Annotated in this window: 13 protein-coding genes; 3 read left to right on the top strand and 10 right to left on the bottom strand. The window is 72.3% G+C overall.

All coding sequences use genetic code 11. The features are described from left to right. Positions 1-251: 251 nt before the first annotated feature. From ACF088_RS36785 to ACF088_RS36770, 4 genes are all read right to left on the bottom strand, one after another. Positions 252-737 (bottom strand): ATP-binding protein, encoded by a 486-nt coding sequence (locus ACF088_RS36785; protein WP_392380283.1) that lies wholly within the window; start codon positions 735-737, stop codon positions 252-254. 493 nt (positions 738-1,230) lie between these two features. Beyond that, the gene (locus ACF088_RS36780; RefSeq protein WP_392380282.1) at positions 1,231-2,331 is read right to left on the bottom strand and encodes an acyl-CoA dehydrogenase family protein; all 1,101 of its coding nucleotides are present in this window, start codon (positions 2,329-2,331) and stop codon (positions 1,231-1,233) included. A gap of 7 nt (positions 2,332-2,338) precedes the next feature. Then, entirely contained in the window at positions 2,339-3,523 is a 1,185-nt protein-coding gene (locus ACF088_RS36775) for an acyl-CoA dehydrogenase family protein (RefSeq protein WP_392380281.1), read from the bottom strand. Between the two features lie 5 nt (positions 3,524-3,528). Then, positions 3,529-3,672, bottom strand: a complete 144-nt coding sequence (locus tag ACF088_RS36770) for a hypothetical protein (RefSeq protein ID WP_392380280.1) — start codon at positions 3,670-3,672, stop codon at positions 3,529-3,531. Positions 3,673-3,998: 326 nt separating this feature from the next. Between ACF088_RS36770 and ACF088_RS36765 the strand changes: the two genes are divergently transcribed. After that, complete coding sequence (locus tag ACF088_RS36765; protein WP_392380279.1) at positions 3,999-5,186, top strand: winged helix DNA-binding domain-containing protein; 1,188 nt, start codon at positions 3,999-4,001, stop codon at positions 5,184-5,186. A 185-nt stretch (positions 5,187-5,371) separates the two neighbouring features. Here the strand turns inward: ACF088_RS36765 and ACF088_RS36760 are convergent, their stop codons facing one another. Together ACF088_RS36760 and ACF088_RS36755 are read right to left on the bottom strand one after the other, a co-directional pair. After that, entirely contained in the window at positions 5,372-7,798 is a 2,427-nt protein-coding gene (locus ACF088_RS36760; RefSeq protein WP_392380278.1) for a protein kinase, read from the bottom strand. 272 nt (positions 7,799-8,070) lie between these two features. Then, positions 8,071-10,284 (bottom strand): protein kinase, encoded by a 2,214-nt coding sequence (locus ACF088_RS36755; RefSeq protein ID WP_392380382.1) that lies wholly within the window; start codon positions 10,282-10,284, stop codon positions 8,071-8,073. A 207-nt stretch (positions 10,285-10,491) separates the two neighbouring features. Here ACF088_RS36755 and ACF088_RS36750 point away from each other — a divergent pair, with 207 nt between their 5' ends. Beyond that, positions 10,492-11,727: a serine hydrolase domain-containing protein gene (locus ACF088_RS36750; RefSeq protein ID WP_392380277.1), complete on the top strand. Its 1,236-nt coding sequence runs from the start codon at positions 10,492-10,494 to the stop codon at positions 11,725-11,727. Positions 11,728-11,757: 30 nt separating this feature from the next. Here the strand turns inward: ACF088_RS36750 and ACF088_RS36745 are convergent, their stop codons facing one another. Beyond that, entirely contained in the window at positions 11,758-13,464 is a 1,707-nt protein-coding gene (locus ACF088_RS36745) for a glycerol-3-phosphate dehydrogenase/oxidase (RefSeq protein ID WP_392380276.1), read from the bottom strand. Positions 13,465-13,687: 223 nt separating this feature from the next. Here ACF088_RS36745 and ACF088_RS36740 point away from each other — a divergent pair, with 223 nt between their 5' ends. After that, a complete protein-coding gene (locus ACF088_RS36740; protein WP_392380275.1) occupies positions 13,688-14,935 on the top strand; it encodes a nucleotide sugar dehydrogenase in 1,248 nt (415 codons plus the stop codon). A 399-nt stretch (positions 14,936-15,334) separates the two neighbouring features. Here the strand turns inward: ACF088_RS36740 and ACF088_RS36735 are convergent, their stop codons facing one another. From ACF088_RS36735 to ACF088_RS36725, 3 genes are all read right to left on the bottom strand, one after another. After that, positions 15,335-16,450 carry a GuaB3 family IMP dehydrogenase-related protein gene (locus ACF088_RS36735; RefSeq protein WP_088798368.1) on the bottom strand — a complete coding sequence of 372 codons (1,116 nt, stop codon included), beginning with the start codon at positions 16,448-16,450 and terminating at the stop codon, positions 15,335-15,337. Between the two features lie 152 nt (positions 16,451-16,602). Beyond that, positions 16,603-18,105 carry an IMP dehydrogenase gene (gene guaB, locus ACF088_RS36730; protein ID WP_392380274.1) on the bottom strand — a complete coding sequence of 501 codons (1,503 nt, stop codon included), beginning with the start codon at positions 18,103-18,105 and terminating at the stop codon, positions 16,603-16,605. A 139-nt stretch (positions 18,106-18,244) separates the two neighbouring features. Next, positions 18,245-18,820, bottom strand: coding sequence for a sigma-70 family RNA polymerase sigma factor (locus ACF088_RS36725; protein ID WP_043264857.1), 576 nt, complete (start codon positions 18,818-18,820; stop codon positions 18,245-18,247). Positions 18,821-18,893 lie beyond the last annotated feature (73 nt).

Raw genomic sequence — 18,893 nt, 5'->3', positions numbered from 1 at the left:
ACCGGACCAGGGCGATCCCCCCACGCCGTCGGCGTCCCCTCGCAGCACATCGCTTCACCCACGAGTGATCAACTGGGCACGCCACGTCAACACCTGGTCCGGACTCGTGTCGTTACACCCGTTTTGCCGCAGCTGCGAATCTATGCAGCTCTACACCTACGCAGCCATCGGCAAAACAACGCCTCTATAGCGCTATAGCGCTGTACCGTAGTGCCGCCGCACCGTCGCACCGTCGCACCGCCCGGAGCGGATCAGGCCTGGTGCGTCACGGCGCGCGGCGCTGCGCGAGAGGGCTCATAAGCCCCCAGATCGGACCCTGCCGCCATCAGCAGTGACTGGCCGCGGTCCACCTCGCACCAGATCCGCTTGCCGCCGCCCTCCTGCTGCCACCCCCAGCGGTCGGCCAGGCCGTCGACCAGCTCCAGGCCGCGACCGTTGGTGTCGTCGCCGTCGGCGTGCCGCTGGCGTGGCGGGCGGGCGCTGGCGTCCACCACTTCGACCCGGACCGTCCCGACGACGGCGCCCGATCCGGAGAAACACATCCGCAGCTCGGCCGCCGCGCCGGTGTGCACCACGGCGTTGGTGACGAGCTCGGAGATCAAAAGGATCAGCGTCTCCGCAAGTGGCTCGTCGGCCCCTATACCGGAACCCACGAGCCGCGACCTGGCCCACCGCCGGGCCCTGCCCACCTCCGCGGGGTCGGGCCGTACGTCCAACTGAACCTGAAGCACCTGCACCGCTCACACCATCCGAACCGGCGGAAACATCGCCTCGCGCCTCCACGGAGTCACGGTGCGTGACCCCGGTGGAGCACAGCATGGTTGACGTTGAGTCACCCCAACAAGCGCTTCGGGCATATTCCAGCGCAAGGGAGTATGCATCCTGCATACTGTGCGACGCACTTTGCGGGGAGTCGAACAAGGGGGGCGACCGGGCCCCGCCCAAGGGCGAGCGGCGCGCAGTCCGTACCCCGGAGTCGTCTTTCCGACGACACCGGACCCGTTGCGCCACAGAACCACTCGCACCCAACGGAGGGTACCCGAGCGGAACGCCGACTCCCCCCTGTGACGAGTCACGCCTAGGACACAACCCGATATCGACCCTCCGTGACCACTTCTGCGTGGTGAGTCCGACATTTCGTATACGAGTTGCCAGGGTCCGACATCGCCGGGCACGACGCACCACCACGCGCCGCCACGCTCCGCCACCGTGACCATCGCACCGTCGCCGTCAGGCGATCAGGCCCGCCGCCAGCAGCTCTTCCGCCTCGCGCGCCACTTCCCAGCGCTCGGCCCGCAGCCAGGCCCGCTTGAGATGCAGATGAACATCGGCTTCCCAGGTGAAGCCCATTCCGCCGTGGACCTGCAGACAATCCCGTGCGTTCCCCACTGCGGCCTCGTCGGCCAGCAACTTCGCGGCCGTGACGTCGAGAACACGGTCCGTGACCGACGCCGCATATACCGCACTTCGGGCGATTTCCGCCCGTACGAGCATCTGTGCGCACAGGTGCTTGACCGCCTGGAACGAGCCGATGGGCACGCCGAACTGCTCGCGCTCGCGGGCGTGGCCCACCGCCATCTCGACCGTGCGGGCCGCGCTTCCGAGTTGCTGGGCAGCGGTGAGCAGCGCGGCCTCGCGGCGGAGCCGGGGAACGTCCAGGGCCAGGGGCGCGGTGCGCGGCAGAGCCATGACGCGGGCGAGCGGGGTGAGGGGATCGATGGAGGCGAACGAGGCGCAGACCACCCGGTCCGGCGCACTCCGGTAGGCGCCGCCCGTGCGCCCCTGTACGCCCCTGGGCTCGCCCCGGGCCTCACCCCCGGCGTCACCCCGGACCTCACTCCCGGCCTCACCCCCGGGCCCGCCACCAGGTCCGCCACCGGCCCCGCCGTCGACTCCGCCGCCAGGTCCGCCACCGGTTCCGCCGTGGCCCGCGCCCCCCTCCACCAAGATCAACTCATCGCACTCCGCCGGGTGTTCCCACAGCACCGGCTCCCGCTCCGCCTCGCACAGCCCGACGATCTTCTCGCCGGCCGCAACACCGTCCACCGCCCCGGCCAGCAGCTGGCACGCCACCAGCGGCCCCGGCAGCAGCGCCCGCCCGGCCTCCTCGAAGACCAGCACCGCTTCCGGCAGTCCGAGCCCCACTCCGCCGGCCTCCTCCGGCAGTCGCAGCGCGAAGAACCCGGCCGCGCCCAGCTCGCGCCACAGCGCACGGTCCAGCGCCGGTTCCCCCACCGCGGCCCGCAGCCGCTCCCGGCCGAACCGTCCGGCCAGCAGCTCGCGGGTACCGTCCCGCAACGCCCGTTGATCATCGGTGAGTTGGAAATCCACGGCCCGGTCACCGCCCCTTCGGCAGGCCGAGGATCCGCTCGGCGACGATGTTCTGCTGGATCTGGGAGGTACCGGCCGCGATGGTGTACGAGAGGGACGACAGCCGGTCCGCGGCCCACTCGTGGTCCGCGTCCAGCGCGCCGGCCCCGAGCACCTCGGCCGCCGCGTCGTACAGCTCCTGGCGGAGGTGCGAATAGCGGAGCTTGAAGACCGAGCCGCCGATTCCCGGCACGCCACCACCGCTCCCCCGCTGCCCGGCGCGCGGGGGGACCCCCGTCGCCTCGCTGACATTCCACTGGGTCAGCCGCCACAGCGCAGCGAACTCCGCATGCAGCCGGCCCAGCCTGCGGCGCAGCACGGCATCATCCCAGCGGCCGTTGGCCCGCGCGGCCCGGGCCAGCGCGCCGAGCACCCGGCGGCAGGCCACCACCTCGCCGACGAAGGCGGTGCCGCGCTCGAAGGACAGCGTCACCATCGTCACCCGCCAGCCGTCGTTCTCCGCGCCGACGCGGTTGCCGACCGGCACCCGCACCTCGTCGAGGAACACCTCGGCGAACTCCGCCGAGCCGGCCAGGGTGCGCAGCGGCCGGACCGTCACCCCCGGTGCGTCCATGGGCATCGCCAGCCAGGTGATGCCGCGGTGCCTGGGCGCGGCCGGGTCGGTGCGGACGAGGAGTTCGCACCAGTCGGCGACCTCGGCGTGCGAGGTCCAGATCTTGGCGCCGCTGACGACGTAGCTGTCCCCGTCGCGTACGGCCCTGGTCCGCAGCGCGGCGAGGTCGGACCCGGCGTCCGGTTCGCTGAAGCCCTGGCACCAGATCTCGTCGCCGCGCAGGATCGGTGGCAGCCAGCGGGCGCGCTGTGCAGCGCTGCCCTCGACGGCGAGGGTCGGCCCCGCGTGCAGCAGCCCGACGAAGTTCGCGCCGACGTAGGGCGCCCCGGCACGCTCGGTCTCCTCCAGGAAGATCAGGTGCTGGGTGGGGGTGGCACCCTGCCCGCCGGCGTCCCGCGGCCAGTGCAGGCCCGCGTATCCGGCGTCGTACAGCATCCGCTGCCAGGCGGTGTCATAGGCCCGCCGGCCGGGCCAGTCGGACGCGGCGGGCTTCGCGGGGAGCCGCGGCAGCACCTCGCCGAGCCAGGTGCGCAGCCTGGCCCGGAAGTCTTCCTCTTCCGGTGAGTAGGTGAGGTCCATGGGGGCTAGCCGCGGAAGAAGCAGCAGACGAAGCGGCAGAGGGTCCGCCGACCGGGCGGATCGCCGCCGTCGAGAGCGCAGGAGGCGGAAGGCGGTTCGGAGACCGGCTCGCGCACCCCGTCCCGCGGCAACTCCATCACGTTCCCCATCATTGTCCCCTCACCAAAATTCTGATGGCCCGTCAGAAAAAGGCTAGCCCCGGCCCCTCTGGACCGACAAGGCGCCGGACTCCACCCTCGGCACCCAATCTGACGTGGCGTCAGTTCTGCGGAGGCGAGGAGGGCGGATGACCGGCGCCACGCTCTGGGGCCTGGTCGCCCGGCGGGAACAGCGGAGTCGACGCTCGAAGCGGCGTCGCCCCACCTCCTCCCGGGGCCTTGCCCCGCACCAGCTCCCGGAACAGCTGGAGGTGCCGGCCGCCGGGGGCCCCGCAATGCGGACACCCGCTGTCCTCCTCACCCCCTACGGTCACCCCATGAGCCACTCGCGACCCCGTATCGACACCGCCGCGCGCCGTGCCCGCCTCGGGCGGCGGCACCTGCTCGCGCCCGCGTACCGGGCGGCCCGTACCGAGGAGGTGGCCGATGCGGTCGTGGGGCTGCATGCCACCGATCCGGCGACCGTCCATCTGGCGGCCTGCGCCCGGCTGGCCGCCCCGGACCCGGCCGATGTGGAGCGCGCGCTGTACGACGAGGGGTCGCTGGTCCGGCTGTTGTGCATGCGCCGCACGCTCTTCGCGGTCGGCGCCGCGCTGGCACCGGTCGTCGCCTCGTCCACCGCGGAGGCGATCGCCGCCAGGGAGCGGGCGGGGATGGTCAAGTGGCTCACCGAGGGCGCCCCGGGGTGGGACGAACGGCGGCTGGCCGAGGTCGAGGAGAGGACGCTGGCCGCGCTGAGCGCACGCGGAGAGGCGACCGCGGCCGAACTCTCCGCCGAGGTGCCCGACCTGCGCGACACCATCGTGAACTCCCCCGGAAAGCCGTACCAGGCCACGGTCGCCGTCTCCAGCCGGATTCTGCGGGTACTGGCCGCCGAGGGCCGCATCCGGCGCGGGCGGCCGCGCGGCGGCTGGACCAGCAGCTCCTACCGCTGGAGGCCGGGCACCGCGTTCGCCGAGCTGCCCGCGCCGCCGGCTCCCGAGGCGCGCGCCGCCCTCACCGGCCGCTGGCTCGCCTCGTACGGGCCGGCGACCGTCGACGACTTCAAGTGGTGGACGGGATGGACGCTCACCGCCACCCGGCAGGCGCTGGCCGCCGCCGGCGCGGTCGAGGTGGACCTGGACGACGGCACCTCCGGCGTCGCCCTGCCCGGTGACCTCGCACCGGTCGCCGCACCCGAACCCTGGGCCGCCCTGCTGCCGGCCCTCGACCCCACGGCGATGGGCTGGAAGGCCCGCGACTGGTACCTCGACCCGGACCATGTACCGCAGCTCTTCGACCGCAGCGGCAACATCGGGCCGACGGTGTGGTGGCACGGCCGGATCATCGGCGGCTGGGCCCAGCGCGCCAACGGCGAGATCGTCTGGCGGCTGCTGACGGACGATGGGGGCAGCGAGGCCGCCGCTGCGGTGACGGCCGAGGCGGCCCGGCTGGCGGCCTGGATCGGGGACGTCCGTGTCACCCCGCGCATCCGGACTCCGCTGGAGCGGGAGTTGAGCGGGTGACGGGGGGCGAGCGGGCGACAGGGGGCGAGCGGGCGACAGGGTTGAACGGGTAGCCGGGGTTGAACGGGTAGCCGGGGTTGAGCGGGTGACGGCCAACGGCCGCGCCACCGGCCGCGCCACCGGCCGACCGCCCAGCCCGGGCGGACGCCCCAGCCCGGGCGGCCGCCTCAGCCCGGGCGGCCGCCTCAGCCCGGGCGGTAAGCGCTCGTCGCCTGCTCGTACAGCTCGTCCACCTCGTGCCGCCCGCTGTCCGGGCCGATGACGAGGACGAGGTGGTAGCGGCCGTTGTGGATCATCGCGAGGTTACGCACGTACACCTCGCGTCCGCTGCCGTCACGCCAGGAGAAGGTGCCCTCGGCCATCGCCGTCTTCCCGACGTCGATCCGCTGCAAACCGGAGGCCGAGGCCCAGCCGGAGGAGCGGTACGGCGCCAGCTCGGCTTCCTTGTTCTGCATATACGCCATCGGGTCGGTGCCGGAGTGCGCCGTCGTGTCACGGCCGGGCACCACCACCAGCTCGTAGTCCCCGCCCACGTACCGCACCTGGCCCCGGTCGTTCGCCCCGCGCCGCTGCCAGCCCTTGCGGACCGCGACCCGGAAGCCCTCGGGGTCGGTGCGGACCTCGAAGCCCTTGGCGACCTCGGTCGGCCTGGTGGTCTGCGGCGCGCCGGTGCCGGGCGAGCCGCCGTCCGCCTCTCCCCGGTCGCCGGGCGGAGTGGGGCTCGCGCCGGGCGCCGCGCCCGAGGTGCCCGCGCGGTCCGCGCCTCCCCCGCCGGCCTTGGAGTCCTCGCCCGACCTGGGCAGGAACGCCATCGCATAGATGACCGCGCCGACGAGGAGGAGCAGGATCACGGTCAGCAGCAGCCGGCCGAGAGGGCGCGGCACACGCGCCGGGTGCGCCGGGCGCGGCGCGTCTCCCAAGCCGACCTGCCCGACCTGGCCGACCTGGCCGACCTGCCCGACCTGCCCGACCTGCCCGACCTGGCCCAGCGTCTGCTGTTCGTACGGATCCCCGTCCGCGGCCCCGCTGTACCCCCAGGGTTCGGCAGGCTCGGCACGCCGCTCCGCCCGGGCAGCCCTGGGCGGCCGGAGCGGCTTGGGCTGCTTCGGGGGACGGGGCGGACGGGGGGCGGGGGCGAGCGGGGCGGACCGCTCCTGGTCCGGCGCCTGCGGGACGGTCGGTGCGGCCGCGGCGGCCGGCGTCCCGTCCGCCCCGACGACGGCCGGTGCCGACGGCGGCCGTGCCCGCCGGGACGCCCGGGTCTTCTTGTGACGCCCCTTCCGGACGAGTTCACCGCGGCGCCGCACGATCGGCAGCCGCCGCGGATCGGCGCCCTGCGAGGCCGGCATCGTCACCAGCCGGCTGCCGGCCTCCGGCTCCGGTGCCGTACGGATCAACGAGCGCAGCCAGCCGCTCAGCTCCTCGAAATCCGGGCGTTCGGCGGGGTCCCGGCGCAGCAGGGACTCGACGACGGGACGCAGCGCCCCGCACTCCTCGGCGACCGCGGGCGGCTGCGAACAGACCAGCTGCGCCAGTTCGACGGCGCTGTCCTCCGGGAACGGCGGCTGCCCCTGCACGCTCCGGTAGAGGAGGGCACCGACCGCCCAGAGGTCGGTGGCCGGGCCGACCGGCGGCGCCAACTGCCAGTTCTCATGGACCGGCCCCGCCTGCTCCGGTGCCCAGCGCTCGGTGACCGGGCCGATGACGGTCAGCCGCGTCTGCCGCGCCCGCTCGGCGGCGAGCCCGGCGGTGGGCCGGCCGTATGGGGAGGCCTCGCCCGGCGCGGTGGCGGCGGCGCCGTCGGCTGCGGACTTGGTCAGCGACGTCGTGGCGGACGCGGGCCGGTCAGCTGCAGCTGCAGCTGCGCCAGAAGCAGGCCCGTCCGCGGCGGAGTCGTCGGCGCCGTGCCCCTCCGCGACCGGCCCGGCCTTTGGGCCCCCGGCCCCTGCCCCGGGCCCGGCCCCGGCGGCCGCCTCGTCTCCGCACAGCGCCTCCTGGGCCGCGCCCACCGCCAGGCCGGTCAGGATGGCCCGGCCGTCTTCACAGACCAGGACCGTACGGGCGGTGATATTGCGGTGGAGCCGGCCGTTCGTATGCAGCACCCGCAGCGCGGCGAGCAGATCCGCGGCGATCTCCGCGGCGCGGTGCGGGGAGAGCGGCCGCTGGGCGAGGAGCGCGGACAGCGGGCGGGCGGTGAGGAGTTCGGCGACGATCCAGAGGCTGCCGTCCTGCGCAAAAGCATCGAAGACCTGCTCCAGCCGGGGGTGGTCGGCCAGCTGGGCGGCAGTCGTCGCGGCCTCCAGCGCGCGTCGTACGGCGGGATCGCGGGGGCTGCGGTCGGCAACCCCGGCCGTGCCCCCCGCCGTCACCCGCGCGGCACCGAAGCGGCCGGCGCCGGGCCCCCGCTCGGCGGGACCTGCCGTCTCCGCCCCCACGGCCTTCGCTCCGACGACCTCGGCTTCGACGACCTCCGGCAGCGGCACCTGACGGATCAGCACCTCCTGTCCGCTGAAGGTGTCGAACGCCCGGGTCTCGGTGACGTCGTCGTCGCCGAGGGGCCGCAACGGCAGGCGGTATCGCTCGGCGAGCACCCTTCCCGCGTACTCGTCCACGACGCCTCCCCGCAGCGCGCGCTGTGTCTACCGTCGCGCCGGAGCCGCCCGTCGGCGCTGGCGCCTCCGGTCACTTCCGGTCGTCGTCCCGCCGATTGCGGATGCGTACGGTCTTCGCTGTCTCACGATACGTGCCCGCATCGGACCTTGCGGCCCGCTCGGCGCAACGACGCGCAACTCTCCGCACGCAACCTCTCCGCGCGCAACCTCTTCGCGCGCGACCTCTCCGCTCCCCGTCCGGCCCCCCGCCCCGGGCCCTCGACCGGCCCCGCTCAGTCCTTCAGCGCGAAGGTCTTGAACGCGGTCGTGATCATCTGCTGGCAGGCCTTGTCCGACCAGGCGTCCGCCTTGCAGGTGATCATGATGGCGTAGCCGTGGTGGTCATCGGCCCGGAAGCCGCGGTCGAGGACCCGTACCTTGTCGCCGCTCTGCCGACGGGTGAACGACCAGTCGGCGACGGTCGGATAGTCCCGCCACTTCACCGACTTGATGCCGATGAGGTGGTAGTCCTCGCTGGAGGAGCGCACGGCCGGCTCCAGGCTGCGCCAGGAGGCCGCCGCATCGGTGCCGGGCTCGGCGTTGTAGTCGATCTGGATGCGCGGGAAGCCGCCCGAGGCGCTGTATATGGCGCCGGACCCCTCGCCCGCGGTGTCGGTCTGGTGGAAGCCCTTGGGCATCGCCATACGGAAGTGGAACTTGTCGTTGGTGAGCTCGGCGAAGCCGCCCGGCAGGGCCTTGCCCCCCTTGCCACCCTCGCCGCCGTTGTCGCCCTTGCCGCCGCTGTCCTCGGCCGGGGTGAGATTCGGCGGCTGCGGGTTCGACGGGGCCTGGTCCTTTGCCTGGTCCCCGCCCGCACCGGCCGCATCCGTCGAGGGCTTCGCCCGGCTCGCGGACGAGGACTTGTCCGGCTTGCCGGACGCCTTGCCGCTCTTCTGCGCCGAGTCGTCGCCGCCCAGGGTGACGGCCAGCACCGTGCCCAGCACCGCCAGGACGACGACCACGGCCACGATGATCAGCGTGCGGCGCGGAACGACGTCGGTCACCGACGCACGCGCCGTCGGACGGCTCCCGCCGCCGGAGCTGGAATCCGGACGGGCCGCCATCGCGGCGGCGGCGCTGCGGACGGACTGCAGGGCGCCGCGCACCTTCTCCTTGGCGGCCTCGGCGTCGAACCCGGGACGGGCGCCCGCCGGACGGGCCGCGTCCGGGCCGGCCGAACCCGCCGTACCGCCGGCATCCGCCGCGTCCGGACCGGTCGCCTCACCGGCCGTCGAGCGGGCCGCCTTCGCCTGCGGACGCTCGGTCCGCACCGGTGCGCTCGCCGCGCCGGCCTCGCCGGCACCGACCCCCTTGCTTCCACCGGCCTTGGCCTTGCTTCCACCGGCCTTGCTTCCACCGGCCTTGCTTTTGCCCGCCTTGGCACCCGCCGCGGACGGCTCGGCACCCGCCTGGCCACCGCCGTCGGCGCTCGCGTTCCCGGCCGCCGGCTCCGCCACCGGCGGCTTCGGAGCGGGCTTCGACTTCTGTGCGGCCTTCGACTTCGGTGTGGTCCTCGGCTTCGGTTTCGGCGTCGGCGCGGCCTTCGGCTCCGCCCGCTCCCGGGGCACCGTCGGCAGCGCCATCGCCCGGGTCGCGTCCATCGGGGGCTCCGGCGTCTGCGCCTCGGGAGCGTGGACCACGTCCTCCAGCAGCACCCGCGCACCGGCGTCGTCCAGCCGGCCTGCCGGGTCCTTCACCAGCAGGCCGTAGATGACCTCTTCCAGCGCGCCGGCGCTCTTCGGCGGCTCGACCGGCTCGGTCATCACCGCGGTCAGCGTGGCGATCGCGGAGCCCTTGTCGTACGGCGGAACGCCCTCGACACAGGCGTACAGCAGGCCGCCCAGCGACCACATGTCGGCCGGCGGGCCCGGCTTGTGGCCGCGGGCGCGCTCCGGGGAGATGTAGGAGGGGGCACCGACGAGCATGCCGGTCGAGGTCACGGAGGGGTCGCCCTCGACCTGGGCGATACCGAAGTCGGTCAGCACGACCCGGCCGTCATCGGAGATCAGGACGTTGGACGGCTTCACATCGCGGTGCAGGATGCCCTCGGCGTGCGCGGCGCGCAGCACATCGAGCACGACCAGCCCGACCTCGGCGGCGCGGCGCGGGGTGAGCGGGCCGTCATCGCGGACGACCTCGGCCAGCGAGCGGCCCTCGACCAGCTCCATCACGATCCACGGACGGTCGTCCTCGTCGACCACGTCGTAGACCGTCACCGCGCCGTTGTTCCGGATCCGGGCGATCGCCTTGGCCTCGCGCAGTGTGCGGGTGATCAGACGACGCTTCTCGTCCTCCTCGACCCCGCCCGGAAAGCGCAGCTCCTTGACCGCGACCGTGCGGCCCAGGACCTCGTCGCGCGCCCGCCACACGGTGCCCATGCCGCCCCGGCCGAGAACATCGGCGAGCCGGTACCGCCCGGCGAGCAGCCTGCCCCCTTTGCCGTCCATCTCGACCTCGTCGCCCACTGAATCCCCTCTGCAATCCAGCCGAGTTGGCAGCTTCGACGTCCCATCGATCACCAAACTGGCCCAACTCGGACAACCCACCCTGGCAGAGCCTTCATTCTCCCTCATCCGCGGCCATGCGGAAGGCCCGGGTCTGTGCCGGACGACACCTCGTACCCGTCATGATGGCCCCGACGAACGGGAGTCCCGATGCCGAAGCGCTCACCTCGCCCGGCCGCGACCGCCGCACTTCCCTCCGCGCCGCCGGTCGCCGGCCGCCGCCGCGCACTGCTCCGTTCGGGTGCCCTCGCCGCCCTGACCGTACTCGCCCTGACCGCCTGCACCGGTACGCCCCACCCGGCCGCCCTCGCGAGCGGGGCATCCACCCGGCCGCCCGCGACGACGCGGCATGCGCTGCACCGGCTGGTCGACGACGGAGCCCCGGGCGCCGCCTCCCTCACCACCCGCGCGGGCTCCCCCGCCGCGCGCTATGCCACGGCCGGCGTGGCCGATCTGCGCAGCGGCCGCACGATGGGCCCGCGGGACCACTTCCGGGCCGGCAGCCTCACCAAAACCCTGGTCGCGACGGTCGTCCTGCAGCTCGTCGCCGAGGGCCGGCTGTCCCTGCACGACAGCGCGGCCGCACACCTCCCACCGGGCGTGCCCGCCAGGGGGGACGGCGACCGCAGCGACCTCCGCAGGGTGACGATCCGCCAGCTGCTGGACCACACGAGTGGATTGTTCAACTACACCCGGGACCCCCGGCTCTCCCAGCAGCTCTTCGGCAAGGGCTTCGGCGCCCACCGCTACGACAGCCACACCCCGGCCGAGCTGCTGCGGATCGCCCTCGGCCACCCGCCGGTGGCCGCTCCGGGCACCCACTACGCCTACTCCAACACCAACTACCTCGTGCTCGGCCTGGTCATCCAGGCGGTCACCAAAAACCCGTACGCCACGGAGATCCGCCGCCGCATCCTCGTCCCCGCCCGGCTCGACCACACCTCCTTCCCCGGCACCGACCCGGTACTGCCCGAGCCGCACGGCCGCGCCTACTCCCAGGCCGGTGGCCGGCGGGTGGACGCCACAACCCTGGACCCCAGCCGGGCGGGCTCGGCCGGCGAGATGGTCACCACCCTGGGCGATCTCAACCGGTTCTTCTCCGCACTGCTCGGCGGCAGGCTCCTGGCACCGCGCCAGCTGACCCAGATACGCAACGAGAAGAGCACCGGCGGCGCCTACGGCCTCGGCCTGTACGCGACCAGGCTGCCCTGCGGCATCACGGTCTGGGGCCACAACGGCGACATCAACGGCTCCTACGTCCGGACCGCGGGCACCGCCGACGGCCATCGCATCGTCAGCTACCGCCTCAACACCGACACCCTGGCCGACCCGGCACACGGCACGGCGGTGCTGACCGCGGAGTTCTGCGCACCCCGGCGCCCCTAGGGAGACACCCCCTACGGGGTCTTCACAGGCCTACAGCGGCACGATGTCCGGAGCCCCCAGCCGCGCCGCATCCGCCGTCAGATCGTCCGGCTGCCGCTGGGATTCGCGCTCCGCCTCGACCCGCTTCCGGTAGTGCGTGATCTCCTTCTCGATCTGGTCGTTGTCCCAGCCCAGCGCGGGAGCGATCAGCTCCGCCACCTCGCGGGCGCTGCGGGTGCCCCGGTCGAAGGTCTCGATGGAGATGCGGGTGCGCCGGGTCAGTACGTCGTCGAGATGGCGGGCGCCCTCGTGCGTACAGGCGTAGACCGCCTCGGCCCGCAGATAGTCGTCCGCGGCCGCCAGCGGTTCACCCAGCGAAGGATCGGCCACCACCAGCTCCAGCAGCTCCTCGGTCAGCGAACCGTACCGGTTCAACAGATGCTCGATGCGCGCCACATGGAGTCCGGCGCGCGCCGCGATCCGGGCCCGCGCGTTCCACAGCGCCCGGTACCCCTCGGCTCCGACCAGCGGAATGTCCTCGGTGACACTCTCCGCGACCCGCTGGTCGAGGGCGTGCACCGCCTCGTCCACCGCGTCCTTCGCCATCACCCGGTACGTCGTGTACTTGCCGCCCGCGACCACGACCAGCCCCGGTACCGGATGGGCCACGGTGTGCTCGCGCGACAGCTTGCTGGTGGCATCCGACTCCCCGGCCAGCAGCGGACGCAGCCCCGCATACACCCCCTCCACATCGTCCCTGGTCAGCGGAGTCGCCAGCACCGCATTCACATGCTCCAGCAGATAGTCGATATCCGCGCTGGAGGCCGCCGGGTGCGCCTTGTCCAGATTCCATTCCGTGTCGGTCGTCCCCACGATCCAGTGCCGTCCCCACGGGATGACGAACAGGACGCTCTTCTCCGTCCGCAGGATCAGCCCGGTCGTCGAATGGATCCGGTCCTTGGGGACGACCAGGTGGATTCCCTTCGACGCCCGGACATGGAACTGCCCGCGCTCACCGATCAGCGCCTGGGTGTCGTCCGTCCACACCCCGGTGGCATTGACGACCTGCTGTGCCCGGATCTCGTACTCGCCGCCGCCCTCGACGTCCTGTACCCGGGCGCCGACCACCCGCTCGCCCTCACGCAGAAAACCCACCACCCGCGCCCGGTTGGCGACCTGTGCGTCGTAGGCGGCCGCGGTCCGCACCATGGTCGCCACATAGCGCGCGTCGTCCATCTGCGCGTCGTAGTACTGCAGCGCGCCGACCAGCGCGTCCTTCTTCAGGCAGGGCGCCACCTGCAGGGCCCGCTTGTGCGACAGATGCCGGTGCAGGGGCAGCCCGCGCCCGTGCCCCGACGAGACGGACATCGCGTCGTACAGCGCCACGCCCGAGCCCGCGTACGGGCGCTCCCACCCCTTGTGCTGCAGCGGATACAGAAACGGCACCGGCTTGACCAGATGCGGCGCCAGCCGCTCCAGCAACAGCCCCCGCTCCTTCAGCGCCTCTCGCACCAGCGCGAAGTCCAGCATTTCCAGATACCGCAGACCGCCGTGGATGAGCTTGCTCGACCGGCTGGAGGTGCCCGAGGCCCAGTCGCGCGCCTCGACGAGTCCGGTGGACAGGCCACGGGTCGCGGCGTCCAGCGCCGTCCCCGCGCCGACGACTCCGCCGCCGACCACAAGAACGTCCAGCTCCCGCTCCGCCATTCGGGCGAGCGCCTCGGCCCGCTGCGCCGGTCCCAGTATCGCTGTCTTCACCGCTGCCTCCCGCTGTGATCGGGGCCACACCCCCCGTCCGTCGATTCTGTCCGCGCCGCGTTCCGGTATCCACCCTCCGCTCATGACGACAACACCCCGCCGCCTTGATCCATCAATCCCTATTCTGGGTCAAATATCCGCTTAGTCTACTTATGCGCGATCGCCAGCCGCTTACGTCATGCGCACACGTCATTCGCAGTCGCTCGGGAAGGACGGCCGCAGCATGCCCGCAGACCTCGCCGTCATCGGACTCGGTCACCTCGGCCTCCCCCTCGCCCAGGCCGCCACCACCGCCGGCATCGGCACCATCGGATACGACCCCGACCCGCACACCGCCGCCCTCTCCGGCGCCGACGGGCCGCTCTCCGCCACCGAACTCCGCCGCCTGCTCTCCGCCGGCTTCCGCACCACCACCGACCCCACCACCCTCGGCCGGGTCCGTACCGCGGTCCTCTGCGCGCCCACGCCTCTCGGCGAGGACCGCACGCTGGACCTCACCGCCCTCGCCGACGCCGCCCGCACCCTGGCCGCACAGCTGCGCCCGCACACCACGGTGATCCTCGAATCCACCGCCTACCCGGGCACCACCGAGGAATTCCTGCGCCCCCTCCTGGAGGAGGGCTCGGGCCTCACGGCCGGCCGCGACTTCCACCTCGCCTGCTCCCCCGGCCGCCACGACCCCGGCAACCGCACCCACCGGTACGCCAACACCCCCAAGGTCATCGGCGGCCTCACCCCCGCCTGCACGGAGGCCGCCGCCGCGTTCTACAGCCGCCTCACCGACAAGGTCGTACGCGCCCGCGGCCCCCGCGAGGCCGAGACCGCCAAGCTCCTGGAGACCAACTACCGCCACATCAACATCGCCCTGATGAACGAGATGGCGGTCTTCTGCCACGACATCGGCGTCGACCTGTGGGACGTCATCCGCTGCGCGGAGACCAAGCCGTTCGGCTTCCAGTCCTTCCGCCCCGGCCCCGGAGTGGGCGGTCACGCCGCCCCCGTCGACCCCAACTACCTCTCCTACAAAGGCCGTTCCCCGGGTCACCCGCTGCGCATGGTCGAACTCGCCCAGGAGGTGAACGGCCGGATGCCGCGCTACGTCATCCAGCGCTGCGCCACCCTCCTCAACGAACACGGCAAATCCGCCCGCGGCGCCCGCGTCCTGCTGCTCGGCGTCACCTACAAGCCGGACATCGCCGACCAGACCGGCGCACCGGCCCTCGAAATCGCCTCCCGCCTGACGGAACTCGGCGCGCACCTCACGTACCACGACCCCTACGTCCCCCAGTGGACCGTGCTGGGTCGGCCCGTCCCCAGGGCCGACTCCTTGTACGAAGCCGCGGCCGCCGCGGACCTGACGGTGCTGGTGCAGGCACACCGGACGTACGACCTTCAGGGGCTGTCCGTGAAGGCGCAGTTGTTGCTGGATACGCGGGGGGCGACTCCTACGGGTGCCGCCCATCGGTTGTAGCCGCCCGTCCTCCGGCGGGGTGGCGGGTTTGGGCGGGGGCCGCTTGCTGTCCGTGGTGGGGCCGGTGGCGGGCCTCCGGGGCCTGCGGGGTGGACTGCTTCGCTTTACGCTCCGCTGCGCTCCGCCTTTGCTCCTTATTCGGACCTTTGGAAGCAAAGCCCGCACACCCGGCCCCTCCGGCCCACCACCTCCCGCCCGGGAACGCGACCCCCGCCCTGTGTGGGGAAAGGTTTTCAAAAACCAGAAGCTCGGCCGCGCCGTGGCATGGCCGAGCTTCTGGTCTTTGGTTTTCTCCTGCTCCCCCACCCCACACAACCAACCCCGCTCCCGCCGAAGGCGGGAAAAGGACAACAGCAACAAAAACGGCGGGTCACCCGGCAACGTGGGAAGCAAAAAGCGTCAGCGCCGTGGCGCGACCGTCACCTCGACCCGCTGGAATTCCTTCAGCTCCGAGTACCCCGTCGTCGCCATCGCCCTGCGCAACGCACCGAAGAAGTTCATGGAGCCGTCGGGGACCGTGGACGGCCCCAGCAGCACCTCTTCCGTGGTGCCGACCGCACCGAGGTCCATCCGCTTGCCGCGCGGCACGTCCTCGTGCACCGCTTCCATGCCCCAGTGGTGGCCGCGGCCGGGCGCGTCCGTGGCACGGGCCAGCGGGGAGCCCATCATCACGGCGTCGGCGCCGCAGGCGATCGCCTTCGGGAGGTCGCCGGACCAGCCCACACCGCCGTCGGCGATGACATGGACGTAGCGGCCGCCGGACTCGTCCATGTAGTCACGGCGCGCGGCCGCGACATCGGCGACCGCGGTCGCCATCGGGACCTGGATGCCGAGGACGTTGCGCGTGGTGTGCGCGGCGCCGCCGCCGAAGCCGACCAGCACACCGGCCGCGCCGGTCCGCATCAGGTGCAGCGCCGCGGTGTACGTGGCGCAGCCGCCGACGATGACCGGGACGTCCAGCTCGTAGATGAACTGCTTGAGGTTCAGCGGCTCGGCCGCGGAGGAGACGTGCTCGGCGGAGACGGTGGTCCCGCGGATCACGAAGATGTCCACGCCGGCGTCCACGACGGCCTTGGAGAACTGCGCCGTGCGCTGCGGCGACAGCGCGGCGGCGGTCACCACGCCGGCGTCCCGCACCTCCTTGATCCGCTGCCCGATCAGCTCTTCCTTGATCGGCGCGGCGTAGATCTCCTGGAGCCGCTTGGTGGCCGTGGGGCCGTCCAGCTCCGCGATCTCGGCGAGCAGCGGCTCCGGGTCCTCGTACCGGGTCCAGAGGCCTTCCAGGTTGAGGACGCCCAGACCGCCCAGCTCACCGATGCGGATCGCGGTCTGCGGGGAGACCACCGAGTCCATGGGAGCGGCCAGGAACGGCAGCTCGAAGCGGTAGGCGTCGATCTGCCAGGCGATCGAGACCTCCTTCGGGTCGCGGGTGCGGCGACTGGGTACGACGGCGATGTCGTCGAATGCGTATGCCCGGCGGCCGCGCTTGCCGCGCCCGATCTCGATCTCAGTCACGTGTGTGGCCTTTCCCTCTACGTCTGCGGCTCCAGTATCCCCGACACACCGAAGCCCGCGGCCGGGGAGCGGCCGCGGGCTTCACGGTAGGGCCGTGCTAGCGACGTGTGTAGTGACGCGCCTCAGTAGTCATCCGACCCCCTCGCGGGAACTCAGCGACGGGAGTAGTTCGGCGCCTCGGTGGTCATCTGGATGTCGTGCGGGTGGCTCTCCTTGAGGCCCGCGGAGGTGATGCGGACGAAGTGGCCCTTCTCCTTGAGCTCGGGGATGTCGGCGGAGCCGACGTAACCCATGGAGGCACGCAGGCCGCCGACGAGCTGGTGGGCGACCGAGGAGAGCGGGCCGCGGTAGGGCACCTGGCCCTCGATGCCCTCGGGGACCAGCTTGTCCTCGGAGAGGACGTTGTCCTGGAAGTAGCGGTCCTTGGAGAAGGACCGGCCCTGGCCGCGGGACTGCATCGCGCCGAGCGAGCCCATGCCGCGGTACGACTTGAACTGCTTGCCGTTGATGAAGACCATCTCGCCGGGCGACTCCTCGCAGCCGGCCAGCAGCGAGCCCAGCATGACGGTGTCCGCACCGGCCGCGATGGCCTTGGCGATGTCGCCGGAGAACTGCAGACCGCCGTCACCGATCAGCGGTACGCCCGCGGCGTTCGCGGCCTTCGCCGCTTCGTAGATCGCGGTGACCTGCGGCACGCCGACGCCGGCGACGACGCGGGTGGTGCAGATGGAGCCGGGGCCGACGCCGACCTTGATGCCGTCCGCGCCCGCGTCGATCAGCGCCTGGGCGCCGTCACGGGTGGCGACATTGCCGCCGACGACATCGACGGTGATGTTGGACTTGACCTTGGCGATCATGTCGAGGATGCCGCGGCTGTGGCCGTGCGCACTGTCGATGACGAGGAAGTCGGCACCGGCCTCGACCAGCGCCTGCGCCCGGTCGTACGCCGCGTCGCCGACGCCCACCGCCGCGCCGACGACCAGCCGGCCCTCGGCGTCCTTGGCGGCGTTCGGGTACTTCTCGGCCTTGACGAAGTCCTTGACCGTGATCAGGCCCTTGAGCACACCCGCGTCGTCGACCAGCGGCAGCTTCTCGATCTTGTGGCGGCGCAGCAGCTCGATGGCGTCCTCGCCGGAGATGCCGACCTTGCCGGTGACCAGCGGCATCGGCGTCATGACCTCGCGGACCTGGCGGCTGCGGTCCATCTCGAAGGCCATATCGCGGTTGGTCACGATGCCCAGCAGCTTGCCCGCGGCATCGGTGACCGGCACCCCGCTGATACGGAATTTGGCACACAGCGCATCGGCGTCGGCGAGCGAGGCATCCGGGCGGACCGTGATCGGGTCGGTGACCATGCCGGACTCGGAGCGCTTGACCAGGTCGACCTGGTTGGCCTGGTCCTCGATGGACAGGTTGCGGTGCAGTACGCCCGCGCCACCCTGCCGCGCCATGGCGATGGCCATCCGCGCCTCGGTGACCTTGTCCATCGCCGCGGACAGCAGCGGGATGTTCACCGCGACGTTGCGCGAGACCCGGGAAGCGGTGCTCACCGCGTTCGGCAGCACCTCCGACGCGCCGGGCAGCAGCAGCACGTCGTCGTATGTCAGCCCGAGCATGGCGAATTTGGCGGGCATACCGTCGACGTTGTCACTCATGACACCTTCCCCAATGCTCTTGCCTCAGCGCGGACTCCCATGCTAACGGCCTAAGGAAGTGTCCCAATCCACGAGCGATGAGGGCCTTGTCACTTGTGTATTTCTACGGCGATATTCCGCCGTGGACAGCGGGAAGCTGCTACTGCTCGGCGAGCGCCCGCAGCCTGCTCAGGGCGCGGTGCTGGGCGACCCGCACCGCCCCGGGCGACATCCCCAGCATCTGCCCGGTCTCCTCGGCCGTCAGCCCGACGGCGACCCGCAGCAGGACCAGCTCACGCTGGTTCTCCGGAAGATTCGCCAGCAGCTTCTTGGCCCACTCGGCGTCGCTGCTCAGCAGCGCCCGCTCCTCGGGGCCGAGGGAGTCGTCCGGCTGCTCGGGCATCTCGTCGGACGGCACGGCCGTGCTGCCCGGATGCCGCATCGCAGCGCGCTGCAGATCGGCGACCTTGTGGCCGGCGATGGCGAAGACGAACGCCTCGAAGGGCTTGCCGGTGTCGCGGTAGCGCGGCAGCGCGCAGAGCACCGCGACACAGACTTCCTGCGCCAGGTCCTCGACGAAGTGCCGTGCGTCACCCGGCAGTCTCGACAGCCGGGTGCGGCAGTAGCGCAGGGCGAGGGGGTGCACATGAGCCAGCAGATCGTGGGTGGCCCGCTGGTCCCCCTCGACAGCACGTGCGACGAGAGCGCCGATTTCCTGCTTCCCGTCATCACGCATCGGACCATGGTGCCTTGGCGCCGCACGATCCGCGGCATCAGGTCCGAACTTGTGCGCTGAAGCGTTATGCGCG

The organism is Streptomyces sp. NPDC015125, from assembly GCF_043080045.1.
GTDB lineage: Bacteria > Actinomycetota > Actinomycetes > Streptomycetales > Streptomycetaceae > Streptomyces.
The sequence above is the reverse complement of the archived record's forward strand: the minus strand, read 5'-3'. Positions and strand labels throughout refer to the sequence as shown.

Coding starts and splice junctions, on each gene's coding strand:
- ACF088_RS36775 (WP_392380281.1), bottom strand. CDS start 3,523: ATGGACCTCACCTACTCACCGGAAGAGGAAGACTTCCGGGCCAGGCTG.
- ACF088_RS36770 (WP_392380280.1), bottom strand. CDS start 3,672: ATGGGGAACGTGATGGAGTTGCCGCGGGACGGGGTGCGCGAGCCGGTC.
- ACF088_RS36765 (WP_392380279.1), top strand. CDS start 3,999: ATGAGCCACTCGCGACCCCGTATCGACACCGCCGCGCGCCGTGCCCGC.
- ACF088_RS36755 (WP_392380382.1), bottom strand. CDS start 10,284: ATGGACGGCAAAGGGGGCAGGCTGCTCGCCGGGCGGTACCGGCTCGCC.
- ACF088_RS36750 (WP_392380277.1), top strand. CDS start 10,492: ATGCCGAAGCGCTCACCTCGCCCGGCCGCGACCGCCGCACTTCCCTCC.
- ACF088_RS36740 (WP_392380275.1), top strand. CDS start 13,688: ATGCCCGCAGACCTCGCCGTCATCGGACTCGGTCACCTCGGCCTCCCC.
- guaB (WP_392380274.1), bottom strand. CDS start 18,105: ATGAGTGACAACGTCGACGGTATGCCCGCCAAATTCGCCATGCTCGGG.
- ACF088_RS36725 (WP_043264857.1), bottom strand. CDS start 18,820: ATGCGTGATGACGGGAAGCAGGAAATCGGCGCTCTCGTCGCACGTGCT.